This is a genomic window from Kitasatospora sp. NPDC001683 (genome assembly GCF_053596495.1).
On the sequence record NZ_JBSFGK010000009.1, the window covers coordinates 19,383 to 36,011 of the forward strand.

Genomic DNA, 16,629 nt, shown 5'->3' on the forward strand with positions numbered 1-16,629 from the left:
AGTTGCTGCGCCGCCCCCTGGCAATCCTGTTGGCCATGACCATGGTCGTCCTCGGCACCGCCGAAGGGTCGGCCTTCGCCGAGTCCGTCCTGCGCCATGCCGCCGACGCCGCGCCCGCCGACCCCGGCCCCCGCCCCAAGCAGCAGCAGGGCAGCGCCGAGGGGCGCGGCCACGACGCCGCCACCGCCGCGACCAGCGCGAAGGACGGCTCCGGGCACCCGGACGCGGCCCCCGCGCCGGGCGAACTGCCCGAGGACAAGCCCGTCCAGGCCCCCGCCCAGACCCTCACGCCCCAGCCCGCGCAGCTGCCCGCCACCGAGGCCAAGCCCACCGGCAAGCCCGCCGCGCTGCCCACCCCCAAGGTCGACCCGGCGAAGAGCTTCAACGAGGCCACCAGCAAGGAACTCCCCGAAAAGCGCACCGCGCAGCAACGGACCTTCCAGAACGCCGACGGGACCTTCACCACCCGCAGCTACCCCGAGCCGGTCAACTTCCAGCGCTCCAACGGCTCCTGGTCCGCCATCGACACCACCCTGACAGCCGACGGCACCGCCACCGGCGGCCGCGCCGCCCCGGTCCAGAACTCCTGGACCACCACCTCCACCGAGCAGCAGCTCAAGCTCGGCCTCACCGCCGACGCCGACCCCCTGGTGCAGCTCCAGCTCGGCGACGGCATCCTCGCCGGCTACAGCCTCCAGGGCGCCGCCCCCGTCCAGGGCACCGTGCAGGGCAACACCATCACCTACCCCGAGGCCCGGCCCAAGGCCGACGTGACGATCCTCGCCGGCAACTCCTCCTTCAAGGAGAACCTGATCCTCAAGGACGCCACCGCGCCCACCGAATGGATCTTCCCGCTGCGCCTGCAGGGCGTGAGCGCCTCCCTGGACGCCGACGGCTCCGTCCACTTCACCGACGCCGCCGGCACCCTGCGCGCACGCATGCCCGCCGGCTGGATGCAGGACTCCAACTTCGCCCCCAACACCGAGGAAGGCGCGATCACCGGCGGCGTCACCTACGAGCTCATCCAGCTGCCCACCGGCGGCCAGGCCCTCAAGGCCAAGCTTGACGAGGCCTGGCTGCACGCCCCCGAACGCGTCTACCCCGTCAAGGTCGACCCGCAGCTCTCCTCCGTCCGCGCCGTGGAGACCACCTACGGCTACACCGGCTACAACGTCGACTTCTCCGGCGACACCGTCCTCAAGGTCGGCACCAACGACGGCGGCAAGCACCAGGCCTCCTCGTACGTCAAGTTCACCGGCATCGAGGACTCCCTCAGCAACGCCACCATCCTCGGCGCCCGCCTGAGCCTCTACAACGGCTGGTCCTACAGCTGCACCCCGCGCACCGTGACCATCCACCAGGTCACCTCCTGGTGGTCGCCCAGCTCCGTGCGCGGCTCGAACGCCCCCTCCACCGGCCCCGCGCTGGCCGCCCCCTCCTTCGCCCACGGCTGGCGCCCCAGCTCCTCCAGCGCCTGGGCCTGCCCGGAGGCCTGGGAGTCGATCGACCTCGGCGCCGACGGCCGCAACCTGGTCAACTCCTGGACCCACCACTGGACCGCCAACTACGGCCTGGCCATCAAGACCGACGTCTGGGACAACTACTCCTGGAAGCAGTTCGGCAGCGCCAACAACAACGGCGGCCAGCCGGTCCTGGACGTCACCTGGTCCCGCTACGGCGCCGACTACGAACTCTGGGGCCTCCAGCAGCCGGTGACCGCCACCCAGGAGGGCATCGTCCGCCTGCGCGTGTGGAACCGCGGCATGGACACCTGGACCCCCACCAACAACTACAAGATGTCGTACCTGCTGTTCGACCAGTGGGGCAACAACATCACCAACTACGGCACCAACATCGCCTGGACGGCGATGCCGAACGACGTCCCGCCCGGCGGCAGCGCCGTGGTCGACGCGCACATCCGCGCCCTCCCACAGGGCACGTACACCGTCGCGTTCACCATGGACCAGTTCCAGGTCAGCAACTTCTACGCTGACGCGGGCGTGCCGACCGTCAACATCCAGATCTCCTCCGTCAACGTCCCCCCGTACATCACCCGCCTCGCCCCGCCCTCGGGCGCCGTCGTCTACCAGCTCCAGCCCACCCTCACCGCCGAAGGCGTCGACCCCGACCGCGCGCCCTATCCCGAACTGGACTACCAGTTCCAGGTCTGCCGGGTCGTCGGCGGCGACGCCCACGTCGACTGCAAGCAGACCGACTGGCTCAAGCGCCAGCCCCGCTTCGTCGTCCCGCCCGGCTGGCTGACCTGGAACGAGCAGTACGCCTGGTACGCCATGGCCGGCGACGGGGCCGGAGCCAGCCCCTGGACCGCCGCCTCCTACATCCGCACCGTCCTGCCCCAGCCCAACCAGTACACCACCGCCGCCGACACCGGACGCAGCGTCAACACCGCCGCCGGCAACTACACCACCGCCGCCACCGACGCCGCCCTGCCCGTCGTCGGCCCCGAGCTCTCCGTCACCCGCAGCTACAACTCCCTCGACCCGCGCACCGACGGCGCCTTCGGCGCCGGCTGGTCCACCCCCTTCGACATGCGCGTCCAGGTCGAGACCAGCAACTGGCTCACCCTGCCCGGCAACGTGCTGCTCACCGCCGCCAACGGCTCACGCGCCCGCTTCGGCTGGGACCCGGGCAAGAACGCCTACGTGCCCGGCGGCGGCATGGCCGCCGACCTGCGCAAGACGGACGGCGGCGGCTGGACGCTGACCGACCGCACCGGCACGATCCACACCTTCGGCGCCGACGGCCGCCTGACCCGCATCACCGACACCGCCGGCCACACCCAGGACCTCGTCTACGCCTCCGGCACCCTCGTCCAGGTCAAGGACACCGCCTCCGGCCGCTTCCTGAACCTCAACTGGACCGGCCGGCACGTCACCTCCGTGACCGCCACCGGCTCCACCGGCGGCTGGACCTACCAGTACGACGGCGACAAGCTCACCAAGGTCTGCCCGCCCGGCGTCGCCCCCGCCGCCCCCACCGGCTGCACCGTCTACGACTACGGCACCGGATCGCGCTACCGCACCGCCGTGCGCGACGCCGCCCCGGTCGGCTACTGGCGCCTGGGCCAGGCCGACGGCAGCACCCTGCTCAACGACGCCCAGGTCAGCGACCGCGCCCCGGCCTCCGCCAACGACGTCACCTTCGGCGCCGACGGCGCCCTGGGCGCCAGCGGCAACCAGGCCGTCACCCTCAACGGCCGCGCCACCTCCTACATCGAGCTGCCCAACCGCACCATCAGCGCCTCCGTCAACCGCAGCGTCGAACTGTGGTTCCGCACCGCCGCACCCGGCGTCATCCTCAGCTACCAGAACCGCGCCATGGGCGAAGCCCCCTACAACGTCGTCCCGGCCCTGTACGTCGGCACCGACAACAAACTGCGCGGCAAGTTCAACAGCCCCAACCCCCCGGTGACCTCCACCGCGGACGTCACCGACAACGCCTGGCACCACGTCGTGCTCGCCGGCGCCCGCGACAACACCGCGATGTTCCTCGACGGCGCCCTGGTCGGCACCACCGCCGGCGACATCGACCACCTCAACATGGACCGCGCCTACCTCGGCGGCGGCTACACCGGCAACTGGGCCGGCAACTGGCCCGCCAGCAACGGCGGCTGGTCCTGGTTCAACGGCCAGATCGACGAGGCCGCGGTCTACGACTACCCGCTCACCGAGCAGACCGTCGCCGAGCACTACGCCCTGCGCACCGGCAGCGCCCAGCTCACCAAGACCACCCTGCCCTCCGGCCGCACCAGCGCCCAGGTCACCTACGACGCCACCACCGAGCGCGTCACCAAGGTCACCGACGCCGCCGGCGGCGACTGGAAGCTCTCCGACCCCACCTACAGCGGCGGCTCCTTCCTCTACACCAACGCCGTCAAGGCCTCCGCCCCGGCCGCCTACTGGCGCCTGGGCGAGCGCGAGGGCGCCAGCGCCGCCAGCGAGGTCGGCAACGGCCTGGCCGGCACCTACGGCGACGCCGTCGTCAAGAAGGCCCCCGGCGTCTTCGCCCCCACCGACGACACCGCCGCCCGCTTCGACGGCTCCGCCAAGTCCCAGATCGAGATCCCCCAGGACGTCCTGCACGCCAAGACCGAACTCGCCGTCGAACTCTGGTTCAACACCACCACCCCCGGCGTGCTACTCGGCGACCAGAGCCGCACCATCGACGACCCCAACGGCATCGGCGGCACCTGGACCCCGGTCATGTACATCGGCTCCGACGGCAAGCTGCGCAACCGCTTCTACGGCACCGCGGACGCCACCGTCGCCTCCCCGAACGCCGTCACCGACGGCGCCTGGCACCACGCCGTCTTCTCCGTCCAGGGCACCACCCAGACCGTCTACCTCGACGGCCAGATCGTCGGCGTCCAGAACGGCACCGTCGACCACCAGCAGAACACCCACACCTACCTCGGCGCCGGCATCGCCCGCTTCTGGCCCGCCGCACCCACCGACGACATCAGCCACTTCACCGGCACCATCGACGAAGTCGCCCTCTACCAGCACCCGCTGAGCGACCGCGACGTCGTCGCCCACTACCGCGCCCGCAGCGCCCAGGTCGGCGGCCAGGGCGTCGGCTACCGCGGCTCCGTCGTCGCCGACTCGCCCGGCGGCTACTGGCGCCTGGACGAGAGCGGCGGCACCACCGCCGCCAGCGAGGTCGCCGCGATCAAGGGCAACGGCACCTACGCGAGCGCCGCCAAGCCCGGCACCACCGGCGTCTTCGGCCCCGGCGACGGCCACGCCGCCGAGTTCAACGGCACCAACACCTCCTACGTCGACCTGCCCGCCCAGATCGTGCGCAGCCAGACCACCGACCTCGCCGCCGAACTGTGGTTCCGCACCAGCGGCACCGGCATCCTGCTGAACCAGGCCAACAACACCAGCGGCAACACCGTCCCCGACCTGTACGTCGGCACCGACGGCAAGCTGCGCGGCCTGTTCTACGGCCTCAACGGCGGCCCCATCACCTCCGCCAACACCGTCACCGACGGCTCCTGGCACCACGCCGTGATCAGCGCCGAGAAGGGCACCCAGTCCCTCTACCTGGACGGCACCCTGGTCGGCACCGCCTCCGGCGGCATCAACCACCTCGACATGGACCGCCTCACCCTCGGCGGCGGCTACCTCGGCAACTGGCCCGCCGGCAACGGCGGCTGGGCCTGGCTGACCGGCCAGATCGACGAGGTCGCCATCTACCAGCACCCGCTGTCCGCCGAACGCGTCGCCGCCCACTACCAGGCGCGCTCCGCCTCCTCGGCCACCGAACTCGCCTCCCGCGTCACCCTCACCGACCCGGTGGGCAACACCACCACCGAGATCCACGACGCCACCCGCGCCAACCGCCTCATCTCCCGCACCGACGAAGCCGGCAACACCACCAGCTACACCTACGACACCGGCGGCTTCGTCCACACCGTCACCGACCCCAACGGCCACTCCACCGTCAGCGGCCAGGACGCCCGCGGCAACACCGTCTCGCTGACCACCTGCCGCGACGTCAACTCCTGCTGGACCTCCTACACCAGCTACTACTACGACCCCGCCAACCCCCGCGACCCGCGCAACGACAAGCCCACCGAGACCCGCGACGCCCGCTCCGCCGGGCCCGGTGACACCACCTACCGCACCACCGTCGCCTACACCGCCCTCGGCCTGCCCGCCTCCACCACCCGCCCCGACGGCCGCACCACCCGCACCAGCTACACCACCGGCACCGAGCCCGCCTACGGCGGCGGCACCACCCCCGCCGGGCTGCTCGCCAGCGAGACCACCGCCGCCGGCGCCGTCACCGCCTACGCCTACTACCCCACCGGCGACCTGGCCCGCACCACCCTGCCCAGCGGCCTCACCCTCACCTACGGCTACAACGCGGCCGGACGCAGGATCTGGTCCAAGGAGACCTCCGACGCCCAGCCCGACGGCGTCACCACCACCTACGAGTACGACGAACTCGGCCGCCAGAGCGCCCAGACCGGCCCCAAGGTCACCGACGCCGTCACCGGCGACACCCACCAGACCAAGACCACCGCCACCTTCGACGCCGACGGCCGCCCCACCAGCACCACCACCACCGACATCGCCGGCACCGACGGCTCCCGCACCACCGCCAGCAGCTACGACAGCGCCGGCCGCCTGGAGAGCGACACCGACGCGATGGGCGGCGTCACCCGCTACGGCTACGACACGCTCAGCCGCACGGCCACCGTCACCGACGCCCTCGGCCAGGTCACCCGCTACACCTACACCCCGCGCAGCCAGCCGGCGACCACCGTCGTCGAGGGCTGGAACGGCGACGGCAAGGGCGTACGCGACCTGACCACGGACTCCCGCGCCTACGACCCGGCCGGCCGACTGGCCTCGGTCACCGACGCCATGGGCGCCGTCACCAGCTACACCTACTTCGACGACGGCCTGCCCGCCACCGTCACCGCCGAGAACGTCACCCAGGCCGACGGCACCACCCACTCCATCGTCCTGGAAGCCGACGAGTACGACGGCGCCGGCCACCTGATCAAGCAGACCACCGGCGGCGGCCGCACCACCGCCGTGCGCACCGTCGACGCCTCCGGACGCGTCACCCAGACCGTCCTCGACCCGAACGGCCTGGGGCGCACCACCACCCTCGGCTACGACGCCGACGACCGCGTCACCACCAGCACCCTCAAGATCAGCGACACCGAGAACAGCGTCCAGACCAGCACCTACGACACCGCCGGACGCCTGACCCGCAGCCAGCTCTCCTCCAGCGCCGGCGGCCCCACCGCGGTCAGCACCTTCAGCTACGACCAGCGCGGCCTGCTCACCTCCACCACCTCGCCCAACGGCAACGCCCCCGGCGCCGACCCGGCCGCCTACACCGCCACCTACCAGTACGACGCCCTCGGCCGGCGGATCTCGGCCACCGCCCCGCCCGTTTCGGCGGAGAGCGGAGGCGGCACCGCCGCCACCGTCCGCCCGACCACCACCACCGGCTACAACGCCTTCGGCGAGGCCGTCTCCACCAAGGACCCGCTCGGCCAGATCGCCAAGACCGCCGTCGACGCGCTCGGCCGCGTCACCGAGACCCGCCTGCCCGCCTACACCCCGCCCGGCGCCACCACCGCGCTCAACCCCGTCAGCCGCGTCGAGTACGACAAACTCTCCCGGGTCACCGCCACCACCGACCCGGCCGGACGGCGCACCACCTTCGGCTACGACCGCCTCGGCCACCAGAACCAGCGCGTCGCCCCCAACTCCACCGGCCCCTTCCAGCCCCAGACCGACGACACCCCGCCCACCTGGGCCACCACCTGGACCCCCACCGGCCTCCAGCTGTCCACCACCGACCCGCTCGGCGCCCGCGGCGAGGCCACCTACGACCAGCTCGGCCGCATCCTCACCGCGACCGTCGTCGAACGCCAGCCCACCCTGCAGAACCTGACCACCAAGTTCGCCTGGGACGACGCCGGCAACCGCACCGCCGTCACCACCCCGGCCGGCAGCAGCACCACCGCCACCTTCAACCCCGCCGGCCAGACCGTCACCAGCACCGACCCGGTCGGACGCGTCAGCAAGGTCGAGTACGACGGCCTCGGCCGCGCCGTGCGCACCATCGCCCCCCTCGGCGAATCCGTACGCACCCGCTACGACGGCCTCGGCAACCCCGCCACCACCGACGACCTCGATGCGGCCGGCACCGTGCTGCGCACCGCCACCGCGACCTTCGACCTGGAGGGCAAGCCGCTCACCAGCACCAGCCCGGCCACCGGCGCCGTCACCAGCACCGACTACGACGCGCTGGGCCGCCCGGTCAAGCTCACCGAACCGGTGGCCACCGGCCAGGCGATCACCACCACCCTCGGCTACGACGCCGCCGGCCACCGCACCCGCCTGACCGACGGCAAGGGCAACACCACCGTCTACACCTTCAACACCTGGGGCCTGCCCGAGTCCACCGTCGAGCCCGCCACCACCGCCCACCCCGCCGCCGCCGACCGCACCTGGACCACCTCCTACGACGTGGCCGGCCAGGCCGTGCGCGCCACCGAGCCCGGCGGCATCGTGCGCACCAGCAGCTACGACCCGCTCGGCCGTCTGGTCCGCGAGAGCGGCACCGGCGCGGAGGCCGGCACCACCGACCGGGAGCTGGCCTACGACAAGGCCGGGCACCTGATCCGGCACGACTCCTCCGCCCTCAACGGCCAGCAGTACGCGTACAACGACCGCGGCCTGCTCATCAAGGCCGGCACCGACCTGACCGCCCCCGACCAGACCTGGGAGTACGACGCCGACGGGCGCGTCACCAAGCGCCGGGACAAGGACACCGGCCTGACCGTCCTCGGCTACAAGGCCGACGGCCAGCTCGACTGGGCCAACAACCCCAAGCTGAACATCAAGAACTGGTACGGCTACGACGGCGACGGCCGCCCCAGCAAGCAGTGGTACATCCAGGCCGACCCGGTCGACGTCACCAAGGACAAGGCCGTCTCCGAGCGGCGCCTGAGCTACGACCCGCTCGGCCGCCCGGCCGGCGACCAGCTGCTCGCCGTCGGCGCCACCGCCACCCCGCTGGCCGGCACCGCCTACGAGTACGACCTGGATGACCGCCTCACCCGCAAGACCGTCAGCGGATCCGCCACCGACCCGGTCAAGGACAACCGCTACGGCTACGACCTGGCAGGGCGCCTCACCTCCTGGAGCGCCGACGGCACCACCACCGCCTACACCTGGGACGCGGCCGGCAACCGCACCGGCAACGGCACCGCCACCGCCACCTACGACGAACGCAACCGCCTGCTGTCGGACGGCACCAGCACCTACCGCTACACCGCGCGCGGCACCCTGGCCGCCGTCACCACCGCAGGCAAGGACGACACCCTCGCCTACGACGCCTTCGGCCGCCTGATCACCGAGGGCACCACCAGCTACACCTACGACGGCCTCGACCGCGTCACCAGTCGTAATGCCGCCCGGTTCAGCTACGACGGCGGCTCCAACAACCTGACCGGCGACGGCACCTGGACCTACGCCCGCGACACCGCCGGCAACCTGCTCGGCGCCGGCAACGGCACCAGCAGCGTGCGCCTGCGCACCGACAAGCACACCGACGTCACCGCCACCCTCGACAACAACGGCACCACCGTCACCGGCACCACCACCTACGACCCCTTCGGCAAGCCCACCGCCACCAGCGGCACCGGCACCAGCCTCGGCTACCAGAGCGGCTGGACCGACCCCGCCACCGGCGACGTCAACATGGCCGCCCGCTGGTACCGCCCCGGCACCGGAGGCTTCACCTCCCGCGACTCCTACCTCCTGAGCCCCAGCCCCTCCGCCCAGGCCAACCGCTACACCTACGGCAACGCCAGCCCCCTCAACGGCACCGACCCCTCGGGGCACTGCCTGGAAGACGCCTGTGTCATCGAGGTGACGGTCATCGTCGGCGCCGGCTCCGCACTCATCAGCGCCTGCCAGGCGAAGTGCAACGACATGGCCAGGGCCGGCGGGCAGATCTACAACAACACGATCAGCGGCATCAAGAACTCGTGGAACTGGCTCTCCGACAAGTTCTCCGGCTCCTCCTCCCACGCCGGCAGCAGTGCGGCGGCCGCCTCCACGACGTACGCCCCCGCCACCACGATCCCCGGCAGCTGGGACATCCAGCTGGACAAGGCGGACGCCCGCGCCCGGGCCTCCCAGATGGCCGCCGCCGCTGCCGCGGCCGCCGCCGCGGGCGCCGCGGCAGCGCCCGACACCGCGGCGGACGACGACACCTGCTGGTCGAGGTGCGGCGGAACGACGCCCACCAAGGTCCGCCCGGCGAAGTTCCACCGGCCGACCGGCACGATCACGCGACCGGTCCCGATCACGATCCCGAAGCCGCTCTGGGATCCCCGCAAGACCACCATCGAACGGCCCCCGCCGAAGCCCGACTGGGAGCCGCCGAAGCCCGGCGACATCATCAAGATCATCTCCGCGGTCTACCACGCCGCCGACCTGCTCAACCAGCTGACCACGCACCAGAACACCACCCCGGACCAGGACACCGACACCCACTCGGCCCCCGGCGCCGGCCCCGGGACCGACCAGAGCAACGACAACTCCTGCCGTGAGGGCGGCAAGGGCTGGGTCCGCCTTGGCACCCGCGACGCAGCCAATGGAATGCGGGCGACGCAGATGAACGCCTGCCTCGACGAGGAGTACCTCGCGGCACACGAGGGCAGCACCACCGAACGGGACACCCGCCCGCCCGGGTACAACTGGGCGCGGAATTACAGCTACTACTTGGGGAACGACAAACCCTGGCAATGGATCAACAACTGCCACCTGCTCGGTAAGCGGCTGAGCGGGAGCGGCACCGACTTGGACAACCTAGCCACCTGTTCCAGGGCGGCGAACGACGACGCCGTGGCTGAGGGCGATCCGGGAATGAGCCCCAACATGGAAGACGTCGAGTCGGAGGTCTTCCGGACGATCACCAAGCAACACCAAGTGGTCCGATACACGGTGACACCGAACTACGCCGGGAACAGGACGGTGCCGTACGAGTTCGTGATGACCGCGAAGGGGGTCAATCGCGATGGAACTCCGGGAATCGATAAGACGTGGACGATTGAGAACAAGATCTGGAGCACCAAAAACAGCCAGTGGTACAATCTCGGGCGCGCATTCGACTTCCGAGAGAGTCCAGTGATCCCGGTTCCGACAGGCCCGATGGATTAGAGGAGAAAACCGATGACAAGCGATGCACTCGAACGTCTGCGGCGGGTCCTTGCGCCGTCGGCGGGCAGTGCGGAGGGGGCGGCACTGGACCTGCAGGCGGTGGCGGAGGCCGAGGCCGCGCTGGGGATTCGGTTGCCGCCGGACTACCTGGAGTTCCTCGCCGTCTACGGCGGCGGGTCGCTTGACGACTTTCTGGCGATCGCGGCTCCGGCGAAGGCGCCCGGCCACCGGTACAGCTCAAGCATTGTGGAGATCACCGGAACGTTCCGCCGGGCGGCCGCCAAGCCCAGGAATGCGGAAATCCTGGGCGACGGCGAGTCGTACATCCACTGGGGCATGGACGAGGGTGGCGTCTACTACCTGTGGCGCATCGAGGGCGAATCGAGCGCTGACTGGCCAGTGTGCCTCTACGACGCCGGGGAATTGACGGTCCTGCCGTTCGGGATCGTGGAATTCCTGGCGAGGGCCTGCACCGGCGGCCTCCCCGACAAGCTGCAGCGCAGGTTCGGCAAGGGCGGCCACGAGTTCCTGCACTGGCAGGACGAGTACCGCCGCGACACCGAGCGATACGACTCCGGCTCCTACAACGGCGGCTGAGGCGAGGCGGCGGCCCCCGGAACCCGGGGTCGGCCGCCTCCAGGCCGTACGTACGTCACCCCTACTGATGCGTGACCGATTCGCCCCGCACCCGCCGCGCCCTACCGTCGGAGACGTCAGCACGACGAGCCCCTCCGACACCACGGGAGCAGCAATGACCGCCTACGCCCTGGCCCAGGTCCACTCCGCCGAGATGTGCCCCGACATCGTCGAGTACCTGGAGCGCATCGACGCCACCCTCGACGCCTTCGGCGGGCGATTCGTCGTCCACGGCGGCAAGTTCGAGACGCTGGAGGGCAGTTGGGGCCGGCTCGGGCTGATCCTCATCGAGTTCCCCGACTACGAGCGGGCCCGCGCCTGGTACGACTCGCCCGCCTACCGGGAGATCCTGCCGCTGCGCACCCGGCACATGGTCGCCGACGCGATCATCGCCGAGGGCGTGCCGGCCGGCTACCGGGGTGCGAACCGCCTCAAGGAGCACTGAGGCCCGGGGGCCTCAGGCGCGGACCCGCTCGCGCCACCAGCCGACGGTGGCCGCGAGCTGCTCCTCCAGCGGAGTCGCGCGGACGGTGAACTCCGCCTCGTACGCGGAGGAGTCCACGACGAAGGGGCGGTCGAACTGGTAGCGCGTCTCGCGCAGTTCACGCAGCAGCGGGGAGAACAGCCCGGCCACGCCCAGCAGCACGGGGGACAGGCGCCGCACCGGGACCGGGCCGGTGCCGGCCTCGGCGGCCAGGCGTTCGACCATGGTGCGCACCGGCAGGGCGGGGGCGGTGGGCACGTGCCAGGGCCGGCCCCAGGCCCGTTCCTCGCCGGCGAGTTCGGCCATCGCGCGGGCCACGTCGGGCAGGTAGGTCCAGCTGTGCGGGGCGTCCGGGTCGCCGAGGACGGCGACCGGACGGCCCTTCAGCAGGTTCGGCATCGCGCGGGAGGCGAGGTGGCCGCCGTCGGTGACGCCGGGGCCGAAGAAGTCCGAGGCCCGCACCTCGACCGCGCGGATCCGCCCGGCCTCGTGCAGGGCCCGCGCCTGCTCCCAGGCCGCCGCCCGCACCCGGCCCTTGGGGCCGGTCGCGGCGAGCGGCAGGCCCTCGGTCATCGGACCATCGACCGCGCCGTAGCCGTACAGGTTGCCGAGCATGACCAGCACGGCGCCGCTGTCCTCGGCCGCCGCGCACAGCGCGGAGCCGAGGGCGGGCCACTTCGCGGCCCACTGCGGCAGCGGCGGCGCGGCGCAGCCGTGGATCGCGACGGCGCCGCGGGCGGCCTGGGAGAGCCGGGCGGGGTCGCTCGCGTCCAGGGCGAGGTGTTCGACGCCTTCGACGGCCGCCGTGGCGGGGCGGCCGGTGCGGGTGACGACCCGGACCTGATGGCCCTGTTCGGCCAGCAGGCGGGCGGTGGCGGCTCCGGCGGGCCCGTGTCCGACGACGAGATGAAAGCTCACCCGCCCCACCCTAGGGGGTGCCGCCGGCAGGTGTGACACGCCGTCGGCGGGGTCCGGGGGAGGGTGGCAAATATCTGGTATGGCGATCGTAAAAGAGGATCTATGCTGTGGGGCGTTCATGATCCCTTCACAGGAAAATACAGGTTCCGCTGCATGAAGCTGCCCCGGGTGTCCGCAGTCGTCGCGGCCGCCGTCCTGGCCCCCGCCGTCCTCTTCCCCTCGTCGGCCTCGGCCGCCGACGCCCCCCAGCCGACCGGGGTCTCCGGTCCTGACACCGCCTCCGGCTCCGTACCGGACGTCGCCCCCGGCGACGACGGCGTCAACGGCGGCCCGGGCAACAGCAGCGGCCCCAAGGCCCCCGAAGGGCAGGAGCAGCGCGACCGCGCCGAGATCCAGAAGATCCTGGACGACAAGGACACCGGCCCCGGGGTGCGCGCGGCGGCCGAGAAGGCGCTCAAGGGCGGCGCCGCCGACCTGCGGCACTTCCTGGAGGTCGACCTGGCCAAGAACCGCGGCGACGACCTGCGGGTGAAGGTCTCCCAGATCATGGCCTCCGGCGGCCCGGCCGTGCGCGAGGCTGCCGGCAAGGCGCTGGACGGCGGCGAGGCGGCCCTGCTGAAGTTCCTCTCCGAGGGCCTGCCCGCCGCCCAGGCCGAGGACGCCGACCGGGCCGAGATCCAGCGGATCCTGGCCGACCCGAACACCGGGCGCGGGGTGCGCGAGGCCGGCGAGAAGGCGCTCAAGGGCAGTGCGGCGGACCTGCGGCACTTCCTGGAGGTCGACCTGGCCAAGAACCGCGGCGACGACAACCGGATCAAGGTCTCCCAACTCATGGAGACCGGCGGCCGGGCCGTGCGCGAGGCCGCCGCCAAGGCGATGGACGGCAGCGACGCTGACATCGCGAAGTTCCTCGCCGAGGGCTGGCCCGCCGCCCAGGCCGAGGACGACCGCGTCGCGCTGTTCGTCGCCCTGTCCGACAAGAACACCGGCCCGCACACCCTCGAGGCCGCCAAGAAGGCACTCAGCGGCACCCCGGCCGACATCGCCGCCTTCCTGCGCGACCTGCCCAAGCTGCGCGCCTCCGACAACCGGATCAAGGTCTCCCAGCTGATCGAGACCGGCGGCCCGGCCGTGCGCGACGCTGCCGCCAAGGCGATGGAGGGCAGCGACGCTGACATCGCGAAGTTCCTCGCCGAGGGCTGGGCCACGGCCCGCGCCGCGGACGAGGCCGCCGCGAACAAGCCGGCGGACAGGCCCGCCGACAAGCCCGCCGACAAGCCGGCCGACCAGCCGGCCGACCAGCCCGCCGGGCAGCAGGACCAGGGCACCCAGCAGCCGCAGACCGTCCAGCCGGCCGCCCTCACCGGGACCACCACCACCGGCACCACCGGCTCCACCACGGGCACCACCACCGTCGCCTCCGGGGCCGACATGCTCGCCGCCACCGGCACCGACGGGCTCGGCTGGGAGGCCGGCGGCGCCGCCGCGGCCGTCGCCGCCGGGGCCGCACTGGTCGCCCTCTCCCGCCGCCGCTCCACCGAGAGCTGACACCGTTCTTAGCGATGTCGGCCAGTGTTGGCCGAATCGCCTGAATCCGGACAGGTGGTCCGGTGACCTCGCGAACGGTCTTCGAGGTCGGGGAGCAGCGTGAGTTGGTCGCCTCGGTCCGGCCGGTCCGCCGCACCGTCGCCGGTACCGGTTCGGCCACGAATCCCGCATTGTGTCAGGATGCCCCCCGACCACCGAGCAGCACGAACAAGAGGAGTCACCCGTGGCCAACGCCCGGTTCGCCACCCTGCACACCACCGAGGGCCCGATCCGGCTGGAACTGTTCCCGTTCCACGCGCCGAAGACGGTCCGCAACTTCGTCGAACTCGCCGAGGGCACCCGGGAGTACACCGACCCGCGCACCGGCGAGCCGGGCAGCGGCCCGTACTACGACGGCACGACGTTCCACCGGGTGGTCAAGGGCTTCATGATCCAGGGCGGCGACCCGACCGGCACCGGCACCGGCGGCCCGGGCTACGCCTTCGCGGACGAGTTCCACCCGGAGCTGTTCTTCACCAAGCCGTACCTGCTGGCGATGGCCAACTCCGGCCCGGGCACCAACGGTTCGCAGTTCTTCATCACGGTCGGCACCCCCACCCACCTCAACCGTCGGCACACCATCTTCGGCCAGGTCGCCGACGCCGCCTCCAAGGCCGTGGTGGACGCCATCGCCGCCACCCCCACCGAGGGCGAGCGCCCGGTCGAGGACGTGGTGATCACCAAGGTCGAGATCACCCCCGCGTGACGGCCATGACCGCCACCGGACCGCAGGAGACCTTCCCGCCCCGCCCGGTGCGCGGAGTACGGGCCCGCTACGTCTTCCAGGGCGGCTGCGGCCTCTTCGCGGACGCCACCGTCGACTTCGAGCCGTGGGAGGAGGGCGTGCACCTGGAGGTCGCGGCCGGGGCCACCGTGCGCGGCGGCCCGCTGCCGCAGGAGGACCTCGACGCTTTCCACGCGGCGCTGGCGGAGGGCGTGCGCGCCGAGCTGACCGAGCAACTGCCGGGCGTCACCCTGGCGTTGGCGCTGGTGGTGCACCACACCGCGGTGCACCTCGTGGACACCAGCGAATACGCCTACCGCAGGGCCGGGCAGACGGCGGCGCGCGAGGTGCTCGCCCTCCTCGGGGGGCGGTAGCGCAAGCCGAGCCGCCGCCCCGGCGCGAAGCAGGGGCGGCGGCGACAACAGAGCCCGCCACGCCACGGCCGCTCAGTCCCGCTGCGCCCGGCGCCGCCACAGTGTCACGTCCTCGGCCGCCCCGCGGCCCAGGTGCACCGCGCCGGCCAGCACGAACGGGACGCACAGGCCGAACAGCGGCACCGTCACCCAGCTCGGCCGCCCGGTGCTCATCCGCCCCCGGCCGTCCAGCCACACCGTGACCTCCCGGCCCTCCGGGCACGGCCCCTCGGGGCGCTCCGCCCTGAACTCCCGTCCGTCGACGCTCCAGTGGAAGGTGCAGGCGTACGTCTCGTTGCCAAGTCCATAGGCAGAGCTCAGCAATCCGGACGTTTCCGCCCGGAAGGTCCGTTCGCGGCCGTTCGGACGCGATCACGGTCCGCGCTTCGCAGTCGACCGCCTGGCTGACGCATGGTCTTACACCGGCTCCACGCAGGTCTTTCGTCTCCGAGCCACTCCCGGCGACGACGGGCACAGGGCCCGTGAGGGCGCTCTCAGCCTGCCGCCCCAGGAACCGAGCGCCGCCCGGCTTGGCTTTCGCCGGATGACGAGGCCGATCCCACGCCCGGGCAGCCGAGAATCGCTGACAGGTGCCTTCGAACGGCGAGGTGTCAAGCGGCAGTTGATAGCTCCCGCCAGCCCGCCACCCCCCCCTTCACCCGGCCGGCCCCCGGCCGGTCACCTGGCATCCCCCCGAGCGGTGACAAGGCCGCGACATCGGCACGGCCGGCCGGCGCCGCGCCCCGTCAGGCGGCGGCCAGGGTGATCCCGAGGATCCGCGCACCGACCTCGGTGCGCGGCCGGTGCCGGCTACCCGGCGCGAACACCACGTAGGAGCCCGCCGGGTGACGCTCCTCACCCTCGATCACCTCGCCGCTGAGCACGTAGTAGCGCTCCTCGGTGTCGTGCACGTCGACCTCCGGCCACCGGCTGCCCGGCTCGAAGTCGATCAGCCAGGCGCGGGCGTACCCGGTGGAGGTCAGCCGGCGCCGCACGATCCCCGGCCCGACCGGGACCGTCTCCACCTCATCGACCATCAGGACCGTCTTCAGCGTGCCGTCGTTCAGTACGTCGTTCTCGTTCATGACCCCACTGTGGCCGCCCGCACCCCCACCGCCCCAGTGTCCTGAAAGACATCCTCAG

9 protein-coding genes are annotated in these 16,629 nt (G+C 72.0%); 6 read left to right on the forward strand and 3 right to left on the reverse strand.

The annotated features are described in order from the left end of the window. Positions 1–35: 35 nt before the first annotated feature. The 3 genes from ACWCYO_RS07200 (at position 36) to ACWCYO_RS07210 (ending at position 11,805) form a co-directional block, all read left to right on the forward strand. Positions 36–10,724, forward strand: a complete 10,689-nt coding sequence (locus ACWCYO_RS07200; protein ID WP_449783655.1) for a LamG-like jellyroll fold domain-containing protein — start codon at positions 36–38, stop codon at positions 10,722–10,724. Between the two features lie 12 nt (positions 10,725–10,736). Further along, positions 10,737–11,321, forward strand: a complete 585-nt coding sequence (locus ACWCYO_RS07205; RefSeq protein ID WP_270150229.1) for an SMI1/KNR4 family protein — start codon at positions 10,737–10,739, stop codon at positions 11,319–11,321. 154 nt (positions 11,322–11,475) lie between these two features. After that, complete coding sequence (locus ACWCYO_RS07210) at positions 11,476–11,805, forward strand: DUF1330 domain-containing protein (RefSeq protein ID WP_270150230.1); 330 nt, start codon at positions 11,476–11,478, stop codon at positions 11,803–11,805. Between the two features lie 12 nt (positions 11,806–11,817). Here the strand turns inward: ACWCYO_RS07210 and ACWCYO_RS07215 are convergent, their stop codons facing one another. After that, positions 11,818–12,762 (reverse strand): NAD-dependent epimerase/dehydratase family protein, encoded by a 945-nt coding sequence (locus ACWCYO_RS07215; RefSeq protein WP_449783656.1) that lies wholly within the window; start codon positions 12,760–12,762, stop codon positions 11,818–11,820. A 153-nt stretch (positions 12,763–12,915) separates the two neighbouring features. Here ACWCYO_RS07215 and ACWCYO_RS07220 point away from each other — a divergent pair, with 153 nt between their 5' ends. From ACWCYO_RS07220 to ACWCYO_RS07230, 3 genes are all read left to right on the forward strand, one after another. Further along, on the forward strand, positions 12,916–14,310 hold the full coding sequence (locus tag ACWCYO_RS07220; protein ID WP_449783657.1) for an ALF repeat-containing protein: 1,395 nt from the start codon (positions 12,916–12,918) through the stop codon (positions 14,308–14,310). A 223-nt stretch (positions 14,311–14,533) separates the two neighbouring features. Continuing rightward, positions 14,534–15,055 (forward strand): peptidylprolyl isomerase, encoded by a 522-nt coding sequence (locus tag ACWCYO_RS07225; protein ID WP_449783658.1) that lies wholly within the window; start codon positions 14,534–14,536, stop codon positions 15,053–15,055. 5 nt (positions 15,056–15,060) lie between these two features. Then, the gene (locus ACWCYO_RS07230) at positions 15,061–15,447 is read left to right on the forward strand and encodes a hypothetical protein (RefSeq protein WP_449783659.1); all 387 of its coding nucleotides are present in this window, start codon (positions 15,061–15,063) and stop codon (positions 15,445–15,447) included. Positions 15,448–15,519: 72 nt separating this feature from the next. Here the strand turns inward: ACWCYO_RS07230 and ACWCYO_RS07235 are convergent, their stop codons facing one another. Together ACWCYO_RS07235 and ACWCYO_RS07240 are read right to left on the reverse strand one after the other, a co-directional pair. Continuing rightward, the gene (locus tag ACWCYO_RS07235; protein WP_449783660.1) at positions 15,520–15,810 is read right to left on the reverse strand and encodes a hypothetical protein; all 291 of its coding nucleotides are present in this window, start codon (positions 15,808–15,810) and stop codon (positions 15,520–15,522) included. A 422-nt stretch (positions 15,811–16,232) separates the two neighbouring features. Continuing rightward, positions 16,233–16,571 (reverse strand): cupin domain-containing protein, encoded by a 339-nt coding sequence (locus ACWCYO_RS07240; protein WP_449783661.1) that lies wholly within the window; start codon positions 16,569–16,571, stop codon positions 16,233–16,235. Positions 16,572–16,629 lie beyond the last annotated feature (58 nt).